This is a genomic window from Castellaniella caeni NBRC 101664 (assembly GCF_001592225.1).
GTDB lineage: Bacteria > Pseudomonadota > Gammaproteobacteria > Burkholderiales > Burkholderiaceae_B > Castellaniella > Castellaniella caeni.
This window is the reverse complement of sequence record NZ_BCWN01000006.1, coordinates 65831-80812: the sequence shown is the minus strand read 5'-3', so window position 1 is coordinate 80812 and position 14982 is coordinate 65831. Positions and strand designations below refer to the sequence as shown.

The following is a 14982-nucleotide window of genomic DNA, read 5'->3' as shown; positions in this document are numbered from 1 at the left end:
GGCCTCAGGCCCGCGACAGCGCCTTGAGCGCCTGGCGGATGCTGTCGGACACGTTCAGGCCCTCGGGCAGCGTGGCCATGGCCCGTCGCGCCTCGGCGGCCGAATAGCCCAGGGCCTGCAGGGCGTTGAGCACGTCGCTGTCGCTGTGCACGACGGTCGAGCCGTCGGCGCGCAGGGTGCCCGCAAAGGGTGTGAGCTTGTCGCGCAGTTCGAGCAGCAGGCGCTCGGCGGTTTTCTTGCCGATGCCCGGCACCTTGATCAGGCGCCCGGATTCCTGCCGGTCGATGGCGTCGGCCAGGTCTTCGACGCTCAGGCCCGAGAGCACGGCCAGGGCCGTGCGCGCGCCGATCCCGCTGACCTTGATGAGCGCCCGGAAAGCGCTGCGCTCGGCGGCCGAGGAAAAGCCGTAGAGCACGTGGGCATCTTCGCGGATGGCCAGGTGCGTGTGCAGCGTAACGGTCTGCCCCACGGGGGGCAGCTTGTAGAGCGTGCTCATGGGCACGTCCACTTCATAGCCCAGGCCGCCCGTCTGGATGCAGACCGTGGGTGGCGTGAGTTCGATGAGGGTGCCGGTGATGCGGCCGATCATGCGGGGCTCCGACAAAAAAATGAGAAGGTTATGGATGAAAACAAGGGCATGCCGACGGGCGGGTGAGCAGCGCGCCTGGCCCGATGACGGGCCTGGCGGCAGGGCTCAGGATATCAGACGCCCGGTGCGCAGGCGCCGACTGCGCAACGAAAGTGTCTCGGGAGCCAGGGCCTGCAGCCGCCCGGCCAGCGGCGCGCAGTGCGCGTGGCAGATGGCGCAGGCCAGGGCGTCGGCGGCATCCGGCGCGGGCACGCCGTCGAGCGCCAGCAGGTGGCGCACCATGGCCTGGATCTGTTCTTTGCTGGCGCGCCCGGTGCCGACCACAGCCTTTTTGATCTGCAGCGCGGTGTATTCCTGCACCGCCAGGCCGCTGTCGGCCAGGGCGCACAGGGCGGCCCCGCGCGCCTGGCCCAGCAGCAGGGTCGAGGCCGGGTTGGTATTGAGAAACACCTTTTCCAGCGCGGCCTGGTCGGGACGCGTGTCGCGCGCCACTTCGCGCAGATTGTCGAGGATGACCTTCAGGCGGGCGTGCAGCGCCTGGGCGGGCGGCACCACGATGGTGCCGCTGGCCACATAGCGCAGGCGCGGGCCGTCGACGTCGATGACGCCAAAGCCCGTGCGCCGCAGGCCCGGATCGACCCCGAGGATGCGCATCAGTGACGGAAGTGCCGCGTGCCGGTGAAGACCATGGCGATGCCGCGTTCGTTGGCGGCGGCGATCACTTCGTCGTCGCGGATGCTGCCGCCCGGCTGGATGACGCAGGTGGCACCGGCTTCGGCCACGACGTCCAGGCCGTCGCGAAACGGGAAGAAAGCGTCGGACGCGACCGCCGAGCCCTGCAGCGAGAGACCGGCCTTCTCGGCCTTGATGGAGGCGATGCGGGCGGAGTCGATGCGGCTCATCTGGCCCGCGCCCACGCCCAGCGTCATCCCCTGACCGCAGAACACGATGGCATTGGATTTCACGTATTGCGCGACGTTCCAGGCAAAGAGCAGGTCTTGCATCTGCGCGGCGGTAGGCGCCAGGGTGGTGACGACCTTGACGTCGGATTCGCTGGCCGGATGACCGTCGGGGTCTTGCACCAGCCAGCCGCCGCCCACGCGCTTGACGTCGAAGGCGTTGCGCGCCGTGCCCAGGGGCAGAGTCAGCACGCGCACGTTCTTCTTGGCGGCCAGCACGGCAAGCGCTGCGTCGGAGTAGGCCGGGGCGATGAGCACTTCGAGAAACTGCGTGCCGACGGCCTGGGCCGTGGCTTCGTCCACCGGGGTGTTGAAGGCGATGATGCCGCCAAAGGCCGAGGTGGGGTCGGTTTTGAAGGCCTGCTGGTAGGCGTGCAGGGCGCTGTCGCCCAGAGCCACGCCGCAGGGGTTGGCGTGTTTGACGATGACGCAGGCCGTGGTGGGGAAGCTGCGCACGCATTCCCAGGCGGCATCGGCGTCGGCGATGTTGTTGTATGAGAGCTCTTTGCCCTGCAGCTGCTGATAGCCCGCCAGCAGGCCCGGGCCCACTTGCAGGTCGTGATAGAAGGCGGCGCCCTGGTGCGGGTTTTCGCCGTAGCGCAGGGCCTGCTGGCGCTGCATCTGCACGGTGAGCACGCGCGGCCAGGTGTCGCGCTCGGGCACGGCGGCCGGGGCGGGCTCGCGTGCCGACAGGCTGCTGAGGTAGGCGGCAATGGCGCCGTCGTAGGCGGCGGTGTGGGCATAGACCTTGGCGGCCAGTTCGAGACGCAGGCCGTACGAGGGCTGGTGCGTCGGGCCGTCCATGTCGGCCAGCACGCGGGGGTAGTCGGCGGGGTCGATGACGACCGTGACGCCGCCCGCCGCCGAACCGTGGTTCTTGGCGGCGGAGCGCAGCATGGCCGGCCCGCCGATGTCGATGTTCTCGATGGCGTCGGCGAGGATGCAGTCGGGGTTGGCGATGGTCTGCAGGAAGGGATACAGATTGACCACCAGCAGATCGATGGGGGGGATGTTCTGCTCTTTCAGGGTGCGCATGTGCTCGGGGTCGTCGCGCCGCGCGAGCAGCCCGCCGTGGATGCGCGGGTGCAGGGTCTTGACCCGCCCGTCGAGGATTTCCGGCGAGCCGGTGTGCGTGGCGACTTCGGTCACTTGCAGGCCGGCGTCGCGCAGCAGCTTGGCGGTGCCGCCGGTGGACAGCAGAGCCACGCCGCGCTGGGCGAGGGCCTGGGCAAATTCGACGACGCCCGATTTGTCGGACACGGAGATCAATGCAGTCTGAATGGTCATGGCAGTAAGGGTGGGAAGAAAGAGGTCTCAGGCGCTCAGCTGGTGGGCCTGCAGCTTTTTGCGCAGCGTGCCCCGCGTGATGCCGAGCATGTCGGCGGCGCGTGTCTGGTTGCCTTCTGTGCGCTCGAGCGCCACCTGCAGCACCGTGCGCTCGACGCAGGTGTTCACCATGGCGAGCATGTCGCTGGGCGCGGATTCTCCCAGGTCTTCAAAGTAGCGGTCGAGCTGGTCACGTACGGCTTGTTCCAGAGGCGTGGTGGTATGCATGAGTCAGGAGTGAAGAAAGATCGGTCAGTGAAATACTTTCAGTGCAGGGCCGGTGCGACGGGCGCATCGGCGGGTTGTTCATCGAGCCAGCGCTGCAGAACCTGTGATTGTGCCGCGGTGCTGTCGAGCGCCATGATGCGGGGCAGCAGTGTATCGGCGCCCGGGAGGTCGGCCAGATACCAGCCGATGTGCTTGCGCGCCGTGCGCACCCCCGTGTGCTCGCCGTAGAAGCGGTAGTGGTCTTCGAGGTGACTGAGCAGGTGCTCGCGCAGTTCGCCGTACGTGGGCGGCGGCAGATGCGTGCCGTGCGCCAGGTAGTGGGCGATTTCGCGGAAAATCCAGGGGCGCCCCTGGGCCGCGCGACCGACCATGACCGCATCGGCTCCAGTGTAGTCCAGAACGGCGCGCGCCTTCTCGGGGCTGTCGATGTCGCCGTTGGCGATCAGCGGAATGCGGATGGCTTCGCGCACCGCGCGGATGGTGTCGTATTCGGCCTTGCCCTGGTAGAGGTCGCAGCGGGTGCGCCCGTGCAGGGTGAGGGCGGCGATGCCGCAGTCTTCGGCCAGGCGCGCGATGCGCACGGCGTTGCGGCTGTCGCGATCCCAGCCCGTGCGCGTCTTGAGCGTGACCGGGATGCCCTCGGGCGCACAGGCGGCCACCACGCGTTGCAGGATGCGGGCCACCAGGGCCTCGTCGCGCAGCAGGGCCGAGCCCGAGGCCACGTTGCATACCTTTTTCGCCGGGCAGCCCATATTGATGTCGATGATGCGCGCGCCCTTGCGCACGTTGAACAGGGCCGCCTCGGCCAGCATGTCGGGGTCGGCCCCCGCGATCTGCACGGCGATGGGGTCGGGTTCGCCTTCGTGGTCGGTGCGCCGGGCGGTTTTCACGCTGTCCCACAGGCGCGGGTTGCTGGCCGCCATTTCGGAGACCGCGTAGGCCGCGCCCAGCGCCTTGCACAGGCGCCGGTAGGGGCGGTCGGTGACGCCCGCCATGGGGGCGGCGCACACCGGATGGGGCAGCGTCCAGCGGCCGATGCGCAGCGGTGCGGCCACCGGGTGGTTGGCGGGGCTCACAGTCTTTGTCCCTGCAGCAGATGCCGGGCCAGGGGCTTGCGCAGGACGGGCAGCACGTCGAGCGCCGCCAGGCCCAGGCCGCCCGCGTGACGCATCAGCGGATTGTCGGTGGCGAAGACGCGCGGCAAGGTGTCGGTGATGGCCAGCGTGAGGCCGCGATCCAGGCGCCGCTGGCGGGCGTATTGCGCCAGCAACGGCTGCACGGTGTCGGCGGCGGGCGCCGCCAGCCAGGGCTGCAGCGCGTGGGCCAGCTGGGCCGCGTCGCGCAGCCCCAGGTTGAGGCCTTGGCCCGCGACGGGGTGCAGCGTCTGGGCGGCGTTGCCCACGGCCACGACCCCCTGTCCCTGGATGCTGGGGCCCGCGTGCATGGACAAGGGGAAGGTGTGGGCCGCGCCCAGGCGCCGCAGGCACCCCAGGCGTTGGCCGAAAGCGGCCTGCAACGCCTGGTTGAAGGCCTCGTCAGGCAACTGGGCCGTGGCCTGGGCCTGGTCTGGCGGCACGCACCAGACCAGGCTGTAGAGCTTGCTGCCCGCCGGATGCGGCAACAGGGCCAGCGGCCCGCTGCGGGTGAAGCGCTCGAAGGCGCGCCCGGCAATGGGCGCATCGGCCTGGATGGTGGCCAGTACGGCCTGCTGCCCGTATTCGCGGTGTACCCCCTGGGGGCGCGCGCCGTCGGAGATCAGCGCGACGTGCGCACTGAGGGTGCCCTCGGCCAGTTGCATGGTGACCGGGCTGCCCGCCAGGGGCCGCGCCGGGCGCTCGGTGATGCGCCGCACGCCGCTGCGCGAGACGGCGGCGTGCAGGGCGTCGAGCAGCGCGTCGTAGGCCACGACGCAGCCCAGGCGCGGCACGCCGAGCTCGGCCTGGTCGATGAGGGTGCGGCCCAGGTGGCCCGCCTGCGAGACATGCACGGTAAGGATGTCGGCGGCGTGCGCGGGCCAGGCGCCCAGGTGCCGCAGCAGCTGGCGGCTGCCGTGGTTCAGTGCCAGGGCGCGCGGATCGATGGCCTGCCCGTCCGCCCGGGGGGCGGGATCCGGCCCCATGAGCGCGATGCGTTCGGGTTGCGCACAACTGCGGGCCAGGCCCAGCGCCAGCGCGCAGCCCACCGGGCCCGAGCCCAGAATCACGAGGTCGAAGGTTGGCGCAGACATGGCAGGCAATCACCACTCACTAGGGAAAATGCTCATTTTAGAATGCTTTACACTAAGCGGATCACGTGACTTCGATCCATCGCCCGTCATGGACCTGCTTGCCTGGCTGCAGCCCTGGGAATTCTCCCCGCTTCTGGTGCTGGCCTTCGTGGCCTCGGCCTGGCTGTTCGCGCGCGGCCGCGCCGTGCATCGGGTGGGCCGCATCCGCCAGATTCTGTTCTGGGTGGGCTTTGCGCTGCTGTACCTGTCGCTGCATACGCGCATCGACTACTACGCCGAGCGCATGTTCTTCATCCATCGCCTGCAGCATCTGGTGCTGCACCACCTGGGGCCGCTGCTCATCATGGGGGCGTATCCGGGGCAGGTGTTGCGCGCGGGCCTGCCGTCGGCCTGGCGCGTGCGCCTGGCGCGGGCGCGCCGACGCCCCGCCATGCGGCGCCTCGAAACCCTGGCCACGCACCGCATTTTCATCCCTTTTCTGTTCGTCTTGCTGGTACTCATCTGGCTCGAGCCCACCGTGCAGTTCTATTCGATGCTCGACTGGCGCATTTACCGCTTCATGAACTGGTCGGTGGTCATCAGTGGCCTGCTGTACTGGAACCTGATCCTCGATCGCCGCCCGCATCCGCCCGCGGCGTTGACGCCCGGTGGGCGCATTCTGTCGCCCGTCTTCACCATGGCGCCGCAGATGGTGGCGGGCGCCGTCATTGCATTTTCTTCAACCGATCTGTACCCGGTGTTCGACCTCTGCGGCCGGGCGCTGCCCGGCATCGGCGCGCTCGACGATCAGGTGATGGGCGGGCTCATCATGTGGGTGCCCGCCGGGCTGATCGAAACCTTCGGGCTGCTGTATGCTTTGGGCACCCTGATGCGGCTGTCTTCCCGGGGCCGGCTGCCGCCACCCCGGCGGCGCGTGGCGCGGCCCACGGCGCGGGCCGTCTGAGCCGGACGACGGCGTATCCAAACAACCTCATGCCAGTGCGGGTGTCTATGTCCTTTGTGAGTAATGAGTCGGGGGGCGGGGCCTGTGTGTCGCGCCCGGTGGCGGGCACGCGCCCGAGGGCTTTGCGCAGGTTGGGGCAAGGCCTGTGCCTGGCCGGGGCGCTGGCTTGTGCCTTCCCGACGCTGCCCGCGTTTGCCCAGCCCATAGGTCTGCCCTCGATGGGCGCGGCGTCGTCCGCCGAGCTTTCTCCCGCGGTGGAACACACGCTGGGCGAAGCCATCATGGAACAAGGCCGCCACGACCCCACCTACATTGCCGATCTGGACGTCAACCAGTATCTCACCAGCCTGGGCCGCAAGCTGGCGGCCCATGCGCCGCAGCCGCTCAGTCAGCCCATTACGGTCTTTGGCGTGCGCGATCCATCCATCAACGCCTTCGCGCTGCCGGGCGGTTTCATCGGCGTCAACAGCGGGCTGGTGGTGGCGGCGCAAAGCGAATCCGAACTCGCGGGCGTGCTGGCGCACGAAATCGGCCACGTCATGCAGCGCCACATCGCCCGCGGCATCACCCAGCAGGCGCAGGGCACGGGCCTGATGGTGGCCACCATGATCGGGGCCTTGCTGGCCGCGCTGGCGGGACAGGGCAATCTGGCCATGGGGGTGGCGGCGTTCGGCCAGGCGGCCACCATCGACCGGCAGTTGGGCTTTTCCCGCAGCGCCGAGCAAGAGGCCGACCGGGCCGGTTTCCAGATGATGCGCCAGGCGGGGTTCGATCCGCGCGGCATGGTGGACATGTTCCGTCGGCTCATGAACGCCTCGCGCCTGAACGAGGGCACGGGCGGCGGCTATGCCTCCACCCATCCGCTGTCCATCCAGCGGCTCTCCGACCTCGAAAACCGTCTGGCCGAACTGCCCGCCATCGCACCGCGGCTCGATCCCGATTTCTGGTTCGTGCGCGCGCGGCTGGCGCTCATCCAGGCGCGCAGCAACGAAGATCGCCAGCGCCTGCAACAGACGCTCAAGGCCGATGCGCGCACACAGCAGGCCGCGCGCCAGGCGGCGGCCCTGTACGGCCTGTCCTGGCTGTCCTGGAAAGCGGGCGACAGCGCCGCGGCGGGGCGCCTGCTGGATGAGGCGCGCGCGGTGCGCGCCGCGCCCGAGCTGGACATCCTTGCCATCCAGCTGGCGCGTCAGCAAAGCGCCACGGCGGCGGTGGACGTGTCCGCGCAAGCCTGGTCGCGCTGGCCGCACAGCCAGGGCGTGGCCTACGAGCGTGCCCAGGCCTTGCAGGCCGCGAGCCAGGATCAGGCCGCCGTCACTTTTCTCAAGGCGGTGGTCGGGCAGTGGCCCGACATTCCCGAGTTTCAGCAGCTGCTGGCCAACAGCCTGGAGCGCCTGGGGCACAAGGTCGAGGCGCATGAGGTGATGGCCACGTATTTCGAGCAGACCGGCGCCCTGCCCACGGCGGTCGAACACCTGGAACAGGCGCGCAGCCTGTCGCACGATTTTTACGCGCAGTCGCGCCTGGACACGCGGATTCGCAGCGTGCGCGAGCGCCTCGAAGCCCAGCGGGCCTTGCTGGCACCGTTCAAGAAATAGCCTGAAGCCTTGCGGGGCGGTGCACGCCGGCCGGGAATCTCCGGCACGGCACCGCGAGCGTGCGGCTGCCCATGTGGTACGGAACCGGGCGGTGCGTGCTTGTTGCTTTTATTGCCCGCTTTGGAAGAAGCGCAGCAGGCGCGCGGGCAACCAGTGCAGATTGCCGGGGAACATGCCGGTGACGAAGCTGGCGTGGCCTCCCTGGCCCGGCTGGTGCAGCAGCACGTCGGGCGACACGTCGCGGCTGCCCGGCAGCGAGGCCTCGGGCACGAACGGATCGTTGCGCGCATTGAGCGCAAGCGTGGGCACGCGGATGCCCGGCAGCAGCGGGAAGCTGGCGGCGCGCGTCCAGTAGTCCAGCGCGTTCAGGTAGCCGTGCATGGGCGCGGTGTACAGGTCGTCGAGGTCGCGCAGGCTGCGCATGCGCTGCGTGCGCAGGACGTCGACCGAGCCCGGAAACTGCTGCGCCTTGTCGAAAATCTTGCGCCGGATGCTGTGCAGGAAGTAGCGGGAATACAGCTGGCGGCCGCTGAAGGTGTCGGACAGGCGCTGGCCGCAGGCGGGGAGATCCATCGGCACGGAGACCGCGGCGGCGGCCCGCAGGCCCGGCACGTCGTGGCCGGATTCGCCCAGCAGCTTGAGCAGGGCGTTGCCGCCCAGCGAGACGCCGACGGCGTGCCAGCGCGCCTGCGGCAGGCGCTGGCGCACGTGGCCCAGCATGAAGGCGATTTCGGCGGAATCACCGCTGTAGTAGGCGCGCGCCATGCGGTTGGGCACGCCCGAGCAGGTGCGAAAGTGCGCCGCCACGACCACCCAGCCTTGCTGGCGAAAGGCGTGGGCCATGGCCTGCATGTAGGGGCTCAGGCTGCTGCCTTCGAGCCCGTGAAAGAGGATGACGGCGGAGCATTCGGCGGGCAGGGCGGCCCAGTCGCCGTCATTGGCCCAGCGGCTGGCGGCGGTGCCCACCAGGCTGGATTCGTGTGCGGTGGCTTGGCCGTCCGCCGTGCGGTGGGGATCGAGCCCCGGCCCGCACCAGTCGAGGTCGATGAAGTCGCCGTCGGGCGTATCGACCCGTTCGCGGGCGAAGTGGATGGACGGATGCTGCGCGCAGAATGCACCGTAGAGCGTCTGCGCGTGCCCGCCTGGAAGCCAGGCGGGTACGGGGCAGGCGCTGGTGTCGAGACGAGCGGCGGGCTTAGAGACGGATGCCGGCCTGCTCGTGTCCATGGGGGTGGTCGCCTTCGCGCAAGATGTACTCGGTGCCGCAGTACTGGCACTTGGCGACTTTGTTCTTCAGAACCTCGATGTAGGTGCGAGGGTGCATGCGCCACAGGGGGGCATCGGGGCCCGGGCAGTAGACGGGCAGGTCTTCTGCGCTGACCTCGATGGGCGCGGGTTTCTGACGGGGTGTTTCGGTCGTGCTGCTCATGGGGTTTCCTTAGACCTTCGAGAGCCAGTGATGGTATTTGGGCGTCTTGCCCGAGACAGCATCAAAGAAGGCTTTTTGCAGTTGAGCGGTGATGGGGCCGCGTTCGCCGGCGCCGATCTGGCGCCCGTCGATTTCGCGGATGGGGGTGACTTCGGCCGCCGTGCCGGTGAAGAAGGCTTCGTCGGCGATATAGAGATCGTCGCGGGTGAGGCGGCGCGACACCACCTGCAGGCCCAGGTCGTCGGCGATCTGGTGGATGGAGGCGCGCGTGATGCCGGTGAGCGCGCAGGCGATGTCGGGCTCGTAGAGCACGCCATCGCGCACGATGAAGAGGTTTTCGCCCGAGCCTTCCGCCACGAAGCCGTTGGTGTCGAGCAGGATGGCCTCGTCGTAGCCGTGGTCTTGCGCCTCGGCGTTGGCGAGGATGGAATTGGCGTAGGTACTGGCGATCTTGGCGCGCGGCATCGTCACGTTGACGTGCTGGCGTGCGTACGAGGAAATCTTGACGCGGATGCCCTGCTTGAGGGCTTCTTCGCCCAGATAGGCGCCCCAGGCCCAGGCGGCGATGGCCACGTGCACCGAGGCGCCCTTGGGCGAGACGCCCATTTTTTCGGAGCCGTAGAACACGATGGGGCGGATGTAGCAGGATTCGAGTTCGTTGCGGCGCACGACCTCGATCTGGGCTTCGGAGATGGCCTCGCGGGTGTAGGGAATCTTGATCTGGTAGATGTGCGCCGAATTGAACAGGCGCCGGGTATGGTCTTCGAGGCGGAAGATGGCCGTGCCGTGGTCGGTCTTGTAGGCGCGCACGCCCTCGAAGACGGACAGGCCGTAGTGCAGTGAGTGCGTGAGAACGTGGGTGGTGGCGTCGCGCCAGGGCACGAGTTTGCCGTCATACCAGATCACCCCATCGCGGTCAGCCATGGACATTGCCGTCTCCCAGAATATTGGTCTCTCATTGTACCAATTGCCCGCCTTCGGGCGTTGCACGTTAAAATACACGGATCATGAATGCACGCGGCCCATTCTGGCGCCCGTGCTCTACTACGACGAATGACCGAATCCACCCCCCAAGACTCCACAGCTGAACAGCCCGTGCCGTTTAGCCAGTTTGGCCTGCACCCGGGCATCATGCAGGCTATCGAGGCCACCGGCTACGTGTCGGCAACCCCCATTCAGGCCAAGGCGATTCCCATCGCGCTCACCGGGCGCGACGTCATGGGCGCGGCGCAAACGGGCACCGGCAAGACCGCCGCGTTTTCCCTGCCCATCCTGCATCGCCTGATGCCGTTTGCCAGCAACAGTGCCTCGCCCGCCCGCCACCCCGTGCGCGCGCTCATTCTCACGCCCACCCGCGAGCTGGCTGATCAAATCCACGAGAACGTGCAGCGTTACAGCCAGTTCGTGCCGCTGCGCGCCGCCGTGGTCTTCGGTGGCGTGGACATCCGCCCGCAAAAAGAGGCGCTGCGCCAGGGCTGCGAAATCCTCATCGCCACGCCGGGGCGCCTGCTCGACCACGTCGAACAGCGCAACGTCAACCTGGGCCAGGTCGGCATCCTGGTGCTCGACGAAGCCGACCGCATGCTCGACATGGGGTTTCTGCCCGATCTCGACCGCATCATGCGCCTGCTGCCGCCGGGGCGCCAGGGCCTGCTGTTCTCGGCCACCTTCAGCCCCGAAATCCGCAAACTCGGGCGCAGTTTCCTGCGCAATCCAGTCGAGGTCGAAGTCGCCCGGCCCAATGCCACGGCCGATACCGTCAGCCAGATCGCCTATCCCCTCGAAGGCGATGCCAAGCGCCATGCCGTGGTGCATCTGGTCAAATCCCGCCAGCTCAGCCAGGTCATCGTGTTTTCCAACACCAAGCTGGGCTGCAGCCGCCTCGCGCGCCAGCTTGAACAAGACGGCGTGCGCGCCGAATCCATCCACGGCAACAAGTCGCAGATCGAACGCATGAAGGCGCTCGAAGCCTTCAAGGAAGGCACGCTCGAAGTGCTGGTGGCCACTGACGTGGCGGCCCGTGGCCTGGATGTCGCGGGCATTCCGTGCGTCATCAACTACGACCTGCCGCGCAACCCCGAAGACTACGTGCACCGCATCGGCCGCACGGGCCGCGCGGGCGCCCAGGGCGAGGCCATTGCCTTCTTCTCGCCCGACGAAGAGCGCTACCTGCTCGACATCGAAAAACTCATCAAGACGAAGATTCCGCGCGGCGAGCTCGACGTGCCGCGTCCGCCGCGCCGCCGTCTGGCCGAACATCGCACCGGCCGTTCGCGTTGGCAGGCCCCCGAGGCCCCGCTCGACGACTTCTTCACCAAGCCCTACGAACCCTCGCCATCGACGGCGCCGGTGGCGACGCCCGAGACCCGGCTCGTGTCCGCTCGCCGCCCCGTCGGGGTGCTGCTGGGCGGCGGCCGCAAACCAGCCTGAATCCGGCAGCGGGGCGCATCATCCTGGGCGCGCCGTGCCTTATCGGGCTTGCGTCTGATTTGAGCGCTGTGTCCGGTTCGGCTGGGCTTTTATTCGGCCTGGGCCAGCGTGTCGATACGACCTGGCCCCGTGTCTGTCGCGGGCAGGCGCGTCGCCCCTTCGAGCAGACGCAGCAGGTGCTCGATATAGGGCAATTGAACCCCCCAGAAGCGGGTGCCTTCGCGGTCTTGCACCAGCACGGTGGGAAAATTCTCGACTTCTTCATCGCCCAGCCAGTCGGGCGCGTCCTCGACGTCCACCCAGATGAACGTCCAGTCGGGCATGCGCGCCGCCAGATCGCGCAAGGCGGGCTGGTAGGCGTCGCAGGTGCGGCACCAGGCCGCGCAGTAGCAGACGACGCGCCGACCCTGGTCTTGCGCCAGGCGGGCGCGCAGGGCGGCGAGGTCGGTGTGGGGGTTGTAGAGTTCCATGGGCAAGGCGCATCCGGGGACATCGAAGGGCTATAGTATAAAAACTGTCTTTTACGGTCGCCGTTTCGCATGAGCCATCAAGATCTCGCGCTTCGATCCTCCCATGCCCCCAACGGCCTGGCCCTGGTGGCCCAGGCCTTCCGGCGCGCCGCGGCCAGCCAGCTGCACCCGCGCATGATCGCCGCCCTGTTCCTGCCTTTCATCATCGCCTTTCTGGGGGCGGTGGTGCTGTTGTGGTTTTTCTGGACGCCGCTGACCGGCTGGCTCGATTCCGAGGCGTCTTCCTGGGGCATGTTCAACACCCTGGACGGCTGGCTGGTGGCCGTCGGGCTGTTCTCGCTCAAGCTGTGGCTGGTGCCCCTGATGGCCGCCGGCCTGCTGCTGCCCATGGCGGGCATCGTCGGGCTGGGCATCGCGGCCATCTTTGTCATGCCCATCGTGCTGCACCACCTCGAAAAGCGCAATTACGCGGGGCTCAGCCGCCAGGGGCAGAACGCCACGGCGCTGGGCACCTGGAACGCCATCTGGGTGGGGGTGCTGTTCTGCCTGGGCTGGTTTTTCACCATGCCGTTGTGGCTGATTCCACCCATGGCGCTCGTCTTGCCGGTGTTCTGGTGGGCGTTCGCCCTCAATCGCATGTTGCGGGTCGATGCCATGATCGAACATGCCAGCCCCGCCGAGCGCCGCCTGCTGTGGCGCCGCCATAACCGGCAGCTCTGGCTGCTGGCCGCCTGCCTGGCGGTGATCAACCTCATTCCCCTGTTCTGGCTGGTGATGCCGGTCTTTTCGGCACTGGTGTATGCGCACTTCTGCCTGGATGCCATTGGCCGCCTGCGCGCCGAAACCGTGATCGATCTGTAAGGACTGCATGATGACTTCCGCCCAATCCACCGCAACCTCCGCTTCGACGCCCGCTGCCGCGCCCGGCTCGATGCCGCGCGTGCGCCTCATTGCCATCGGCGACGAACTGCTCTCGGGGCGGCGCCAGGACAAGCACTTCAGCAAGCTGATCGAGCTGCTGCAGGCGCGCGGCATGCGGCTGCAGGCCGCCGAGTTCATTTCGGACGACGAGGACGACATCGTAGCCTGCTTGCGGCGCAGTTTCGCCACCCCGGACATCGTCTTTTGCTGCGGCGGCATCGGCGCGACGCCCGACGACCGCACCCGCCAGGCCGCGGCGCGCGCGCTGGGAGTAGGCCTGGCGCTGCACCCCGAGGCTGAGCGCCTCATTGGCGAGCGCTGCGCCGAGATGGCGGCCAAGGGGCAGGGCAGTGCCGACATGTCCACTCCCGAAAACCAGCAGCGCCTGCAGATGGGCGTGTTTCCGGTGGGCGCCGAGATCATTCCCAATGTGTACAACCGCATTCCAGGGTTCTACATCCATAACCACAGCTTCATGCCCGGCTTTCCGGTGATGGCCCATCCCATGATGGCCTGGACGCTCGATACGCGCTACGCCCAGTGGCACCACCGCGAGGCCCGCGTCGAGCACTCGTTCCTGGTCTTCGGGCTGCCCGAGTCGCGCATCACGCCCGCACTCGAGACGCTTGAACAGCGCTGGGCGGGCATCCACGCCTTCAGCCTGCCCAACGTGGGCGATTCAGGCGGGCATCCGCATATCGAACTGGGGGTCAAGGGGGCGCCCGAAGCCGCGGCACAGGCACTTGAATGGCTGCGCGAGCAGGTGCTGTCCCTGGGCGGGCGCCTCAGTCCGCCCGCCTGACGCCGCCTGGACTCGCTGTGGCGGGGCCTGGGCCGTCCCGCCGTGGCGGACGCGGCGGTGCCCTGGTGTTCAAGAAATTTTGCAAAAAACAGGGCGGATCACCGCCGAACTGCTTGCCATCAGGAATAGATTTTCATAATATGGAATTGTGGCAATGCAGCAATGCAGCAATTCAAACTGATGGCGCGTACTTCAAGTTCTCTCTCCTCGCAACACTCGGCTTTGGCCGGCGCAGCTCTGGTGGGTGACCAAAACACGGTCACCATTCAGGTGCTCGACCGCGCCATGCGCATTCTCGACGTGTTGGCCGGGCAGCGCGACCCCGTCGCGCTCAAAGACCTGGCCGCCGCCACGGGTCTGCACGCCTCCACCACGCACCGCATTCTGGCCGACCTGGCCGTCGGGCGCTACGTCGAGCGGGTCGATAGCGGCCTGTATCGGCTGGGCATGCGCCTGCTCGAACTGGGCTCGCTGGTGAAGGGGCGCCTGGACGTGCGCGCCGCCTCGATGGGCCCCATGCGCGAGCTGCACCGCCAGACGGGGCAGACGGTCAACCTGTCGCTCGCCCAGGGCGACGAGATCGTCTACATCGAGCGTGCCTGGAGCGAACGCTCGGGCATGCAGGTCGTGCGCGCCATCGGGGGCCGCGCGCCACTGCATCTCACCTCCACGGGCAAGCTCTTTCTGGCCACCTGGGATGCGCGCGCAGTGCGCAGCTACGCCATGCGCACCGGCCTGTCGGGCAATACGCGCAACAGCATCACGCAGCTTGACCAGCTCGAACGCGAACTCGCACTGGTGCGGCGGCATGGCTATTCGCGCGACAACGAAGAACTCGAACTGGGCGTGCGCTGCATTGCCGCGGGCGTCTACGACGACGGCGGCACGCTGCTGGCCGGGCTGTCGCTGTCCGCGCCCGCCGAACGCATGCGCGACGACTGGATTCCCCTGCTGATGTCCGCCACCAGCAGCATTTCCGAAGCCCTGGGCTACGAGGCGCCGCATTAGGCGCCGCACTAGGCGCGACGATCGCCCGGCGGGCGGCTCGTGTTCCGCGCTG

General features: G+C 68.1%; 16 protein-coding genes. 6 read left to right on the top strand and 10 right to left on the bottom strand.

The genetic code is table 11. The features are described from left to right. Positions 1–4: 4 nt before the first annotated feature. The 6 genes from ruvA to CCA01S_RS05780 form a co-directional block, all read right to left on the bottom strand. Positions 5–589, bottom strand: coding sequence for a Holliday junction branch migration protein RuvA (gene ruvA / locus CCA01S_RS05805; RefSeq protein WP_066455395.1), 585 nt, complete (start codon positions 587–589; stop codon positions 5–7). 105 nt (positions 590–694) lie between these two features. Then, positions 695–1243 (bottom strand): crossover junction endodeoxyribonuclease RuvC, encoded by a 549-nt coding sequence (gene ruvC, locus CCA01S_RS05800; protein WP_066455392.1) that lies wholly within the window; start codon positions 1241–1243, stop codon positions 695–697. Continuing rightward, positions 1243–2835, bottom strand: coding sequence for a bifunctional phosphoribosylaminoimidazolecarboxamide formyltransferase/IMP cyclohydrolase (gene purH, locus CCA01S_RS05795; RefSeq protein ID WP_066455391.1), 1593 nt, complete (start codon positions 2833–2835; stop codon positions 1243–1245). The genes ruvC and purH overlap by 1 nt, the downstream gene beginning before the upstream one ends. Positions 2836–2862: 27 nt before the next feature. Continuing rightward, positions 2863–3102 carry a helix-turn-helix domain-containing protein gene (locus tag CCA01S_RS05790; RefSeq protein WP_066455390.1) on the bottom strand — a complete coding sequence of 80 codons (240 nt, stop codon included), beginning with the start codon at positions 3100–3102 and terminating at the stop codon, positions 2863–2865. A 38-nt stretch (positions 3103–3140) separates the two neighbouring features. After that, the gene (dusB, locus tag CCA01S_RS05785; protein WP_232304983.1) at positions 3141–4097 is read right to left on the bottom strand and encodes a tRNA dihydrouridine synthase DusB; all 957 of its coding nucleotides are present in this window, start codon (positions 4095–4097) and stop codon (positions 3141–3143) included. Positions 4098–4174: 77 nt separating this feature from the next. Further along, positions 4175–5329, bottom strand: a complete 1155-nt coding sequence (locus tag CCA01S_RS05780; RefSeq protein WP_066455389.1) for an FAD-dependent monooxygenase — start codon at positions 5327–5329, stop codon at positions 4175–4177. Between the two features lie 88 nt (positions 5330–5417). Here CCA01S_RS05780 and CCA01S_RS05775 point away from each other — a divergent pair, with 88 nt between their 5' ends. Both CCA01S_RS05775 and CCA01S_RS05770 read left to right on the top strand, forming a co-directional pair. Continuing rightward, on the top strand, positions 5418–6272 hold the full coding sequence (locus tag CCA01S_RS05775) for a cytochrome c oxidase assembly protein (RefSeq protein ID WP_066455373.1): 855 nt from the start codon (positions 5418–5420) through the stop codon (positions 6270–6272). Positions 6273–6319: 47 nt separating this feature from the next. After that, positions 6320–7870 (top strand): M48 family metalloprotease, encoded by a 1551-nt coding sequence (locus CCA01S_RS05770; protein WP_232304979.1) that lies wholly within the window; start codon positions 6320–6322, stop codon positions 7868–7870. 108 nt (positions 7871–7978) lie between these two features. Here the strand turns inward: CCA01S_RS05770 and CCA01S_RS05765 are convergent, their stop codons facing one another. Genes CCA01S_RS05765 through CCA01S_RS05755 form a run of 3 tightly spaced genes read right to left on the bottom strand, consistent with a single transcriptional unit; the run spans position 7979 to position 10229 of the window. Next, positions 7979–9097, bottom strand: a complete 1119-nt coding sequence (locus CCA01S_RS05765) for a YheT family hydrolase (RefSeq protein WP_066455370.1) — start codon at positions 9095–9097, stop codon at positions 7979–7981. Continuing rightward, entirely contained in the window at positions 9066–9299 is a 234-nt protein-coding gene (locus CCA01S_RS05760) for a zinc-finger domain-containing protein (protein ID WP_066455367.1), read from the bottom strand. The genes CCA01S_RS05765 and CCA01S_RS05760 overlap by 32 nt, the downstream gene beginning before the upstream one ends. A gap of 9 nt (positions 9300–9308) precedes the next feature. Further along, positions 9309–10229 carry a branched-chain amino acid transaminase gene (locus CCA01S_RS05755; protein ID WP_066455356.1) on the bottom strand — a complete coding sequence of 307 codons (921 nt, stop codon included), beginning with the start codon at positions 10227–10229 and terminating at the stop codon, positions 9309–9311. 123 nt (positions 10230–10352) lie between these two features. On the opposite strand from CCA01S_RS05755, the gene CCA01S_RS05750 reads away from it, so the two are divergent. After that, on the top strand, positions 10353–11729 hold the full coding sequence (locus CCA01S_RS05750) for a DEAD/DEAH box helicase (RefSeq protein WP_180984191.1): 1377 nt from the start codon (positions 10353–10355) through the stop codon (positions 11727–11729). Positions 11730–11818: 89 nt separating this feature from the next. Here the strand turns inward: CCA01S_RS05750 and CCA01S_RS05745 are convergent, their stop codons facing one another. Next, complete coding sequence (locus CCA01S_RS05745) at positions 11819–12199, bottom strand: thioredoxin family protein (protein WP_066455352.1); 381 nt, start codon at positions 12197–12199, stop codon at positions 11819–11821. Between the two features lie 69 nt (positions 12200–12268). Here CCA01S_RS05745 and CCA01S_RS05740 point away from each other — a divergent pair, with 69 nt between their 5' ends. The 3 genes from CCA01S_RS05740 (at position 12269) to CCA01S_RS05730 (ending at position 14930) form a co-directional block, all read left to right on the top strand. Next, positions 12269–13060, top strand: a complete 792-nt coding sequence (locus CCA01S_RS05740; RefSeq protein ID WP_066455349.1) for an EI24 domain-containing protein — start codon at positions 12269–12271, stop codon at positions 13058–13060. A gap of 70 nt (positions 13061–13130) precedes the next feature. After that, positions 13131–13922 carry a competence/damage-inducible protein A gene (locus CCA01S_RS05735; RefSeq protein ID WP_066455551.1) on the top strand — a complete coding sequence of 264 codons (792 nt, stop codon included), beginning with the start codon at positions 13131–13133 and terminating at the stop codon, positions 13920–13922. 180 nt (positions 13923–14102) lie between these two features. Then, entirely contained in the window at positions 14103–14930 is an 828-nt protein-coding gene (locus CCA01S_RS05730) for an IclR family transcriptional regulator (RefSeq protein ID WP_066455548.1), read from the top strand. The last annotated feature ends 52 nt before the right edge of the window (positions 14931–14982 follow it).

Coding starts and splice junctions, on each gene's coding strand:
- ruvA (WP_066455395.1), bottom strand. CDS start 589: ATGATCGGCCGCATCACCGGCACCCTCATCGAACTCACGCCACCCACG.
- ruvC (WP_066455392.1), bottom strand. CDS start 1,243: ATGCGCATCCTCGGGGTCGATCCGGGCCTGCGGCGCACGGGCTTTGGC.
- purH (WP_066455391.1), bottom strand. CDS start 2,835: ATGACCATTCAGACTGCATTGATCTCCGTGTCCGACAAATCGGGCGTC.
- CCA01S_RS05790 (WP_066455390.1), bottom strand. CDS start 3,102: ATGCATACCACCACGCCTCTGGAACAAGCCGTACGTGACCAGCTCGAC.
- dusB (WP_232304983.1), bottom strand. CDS start 4,097: ATGGCGGGCGTCACCGACCGCCCCTACCGGCGCCTGTGCAAGGCGCTG.
- CCA01S_RS05780 (WP_066455389.1), bottom strand. CDS start 5,329: ATGTCTGCGCCAACCTTCGACCTCGTGATTCTGGGCTCGGGCCCGGTG.
- CCA01S_RS05775 (WP_066455373.1), top strand. CDS start 5,418: ATGGACCTGCTTGCCTGGCTGCAGCCCTGGGAATTCTCCCCGCTTCTG.
- CCA01S_RS05770 (WP_232304979.1), top strand. CDS start 6,320: ATGTCCTTTGTGAGTAATGAGTCGGGGGGCGGGGCCTGTGTGTCGCGC.
- CCA01S_RS05765 (WP_066455370.1), bottom strand. CDS start 9,097: ATGGACACGAGCAGGCCGGCATCCGTCTCTAAGCCCGCCGCTCGTCTC.
- CCA01S_RS05760 (WP_066455367.1), bottom strand. CDS start 9,299: ATGAGCAGCACGACCGAAACACCCCGTCAGAAACCCGCGCCCATCGAG.
- CCA01S_RS05755 (WP_066455356.1), bottom strand. CDS start 10,229: ATGTCCATGGCTGACCGCGATGGGGTGATCTGGTATGACGGCAAACTC.
- CCA01S_RS05750 (WP_180984191.1), top strand. CDS start 10,353: ATGACCGAATCCACCCCCCAAGACTCCACAGCTGAACAGCCCGTGCCG.
- CCA01S_RS05745 (WP_066455352.1), bottom strand. CDS start 12,199: ATGGAACTCTACAACCCCCACACCGACCTCGCCGCCCTGCGCGCCCGC.
- CCA01S_RS05740 (WP_066455349.1), top strand. CDS start 12,269: ATGAGCCATCAAGATCTCGCGCTTCGATCCTCCCATGCCCCCAACGGC.
- CCA01S_RS05735 (WP_066455551.1), top strand. CDS start 13,131: ATGCCGCGCGTGCGCCTCATTGCCATCGGCGACGAACTGCTCTCGGGG.
- CCA01S_RS05730 (WP_066455548.1), top strand. CDS start 14,103: ATGGCGCGTACTTCAAGTTCTCTCTCCTCGCAACACTCGGCTTTGGCC.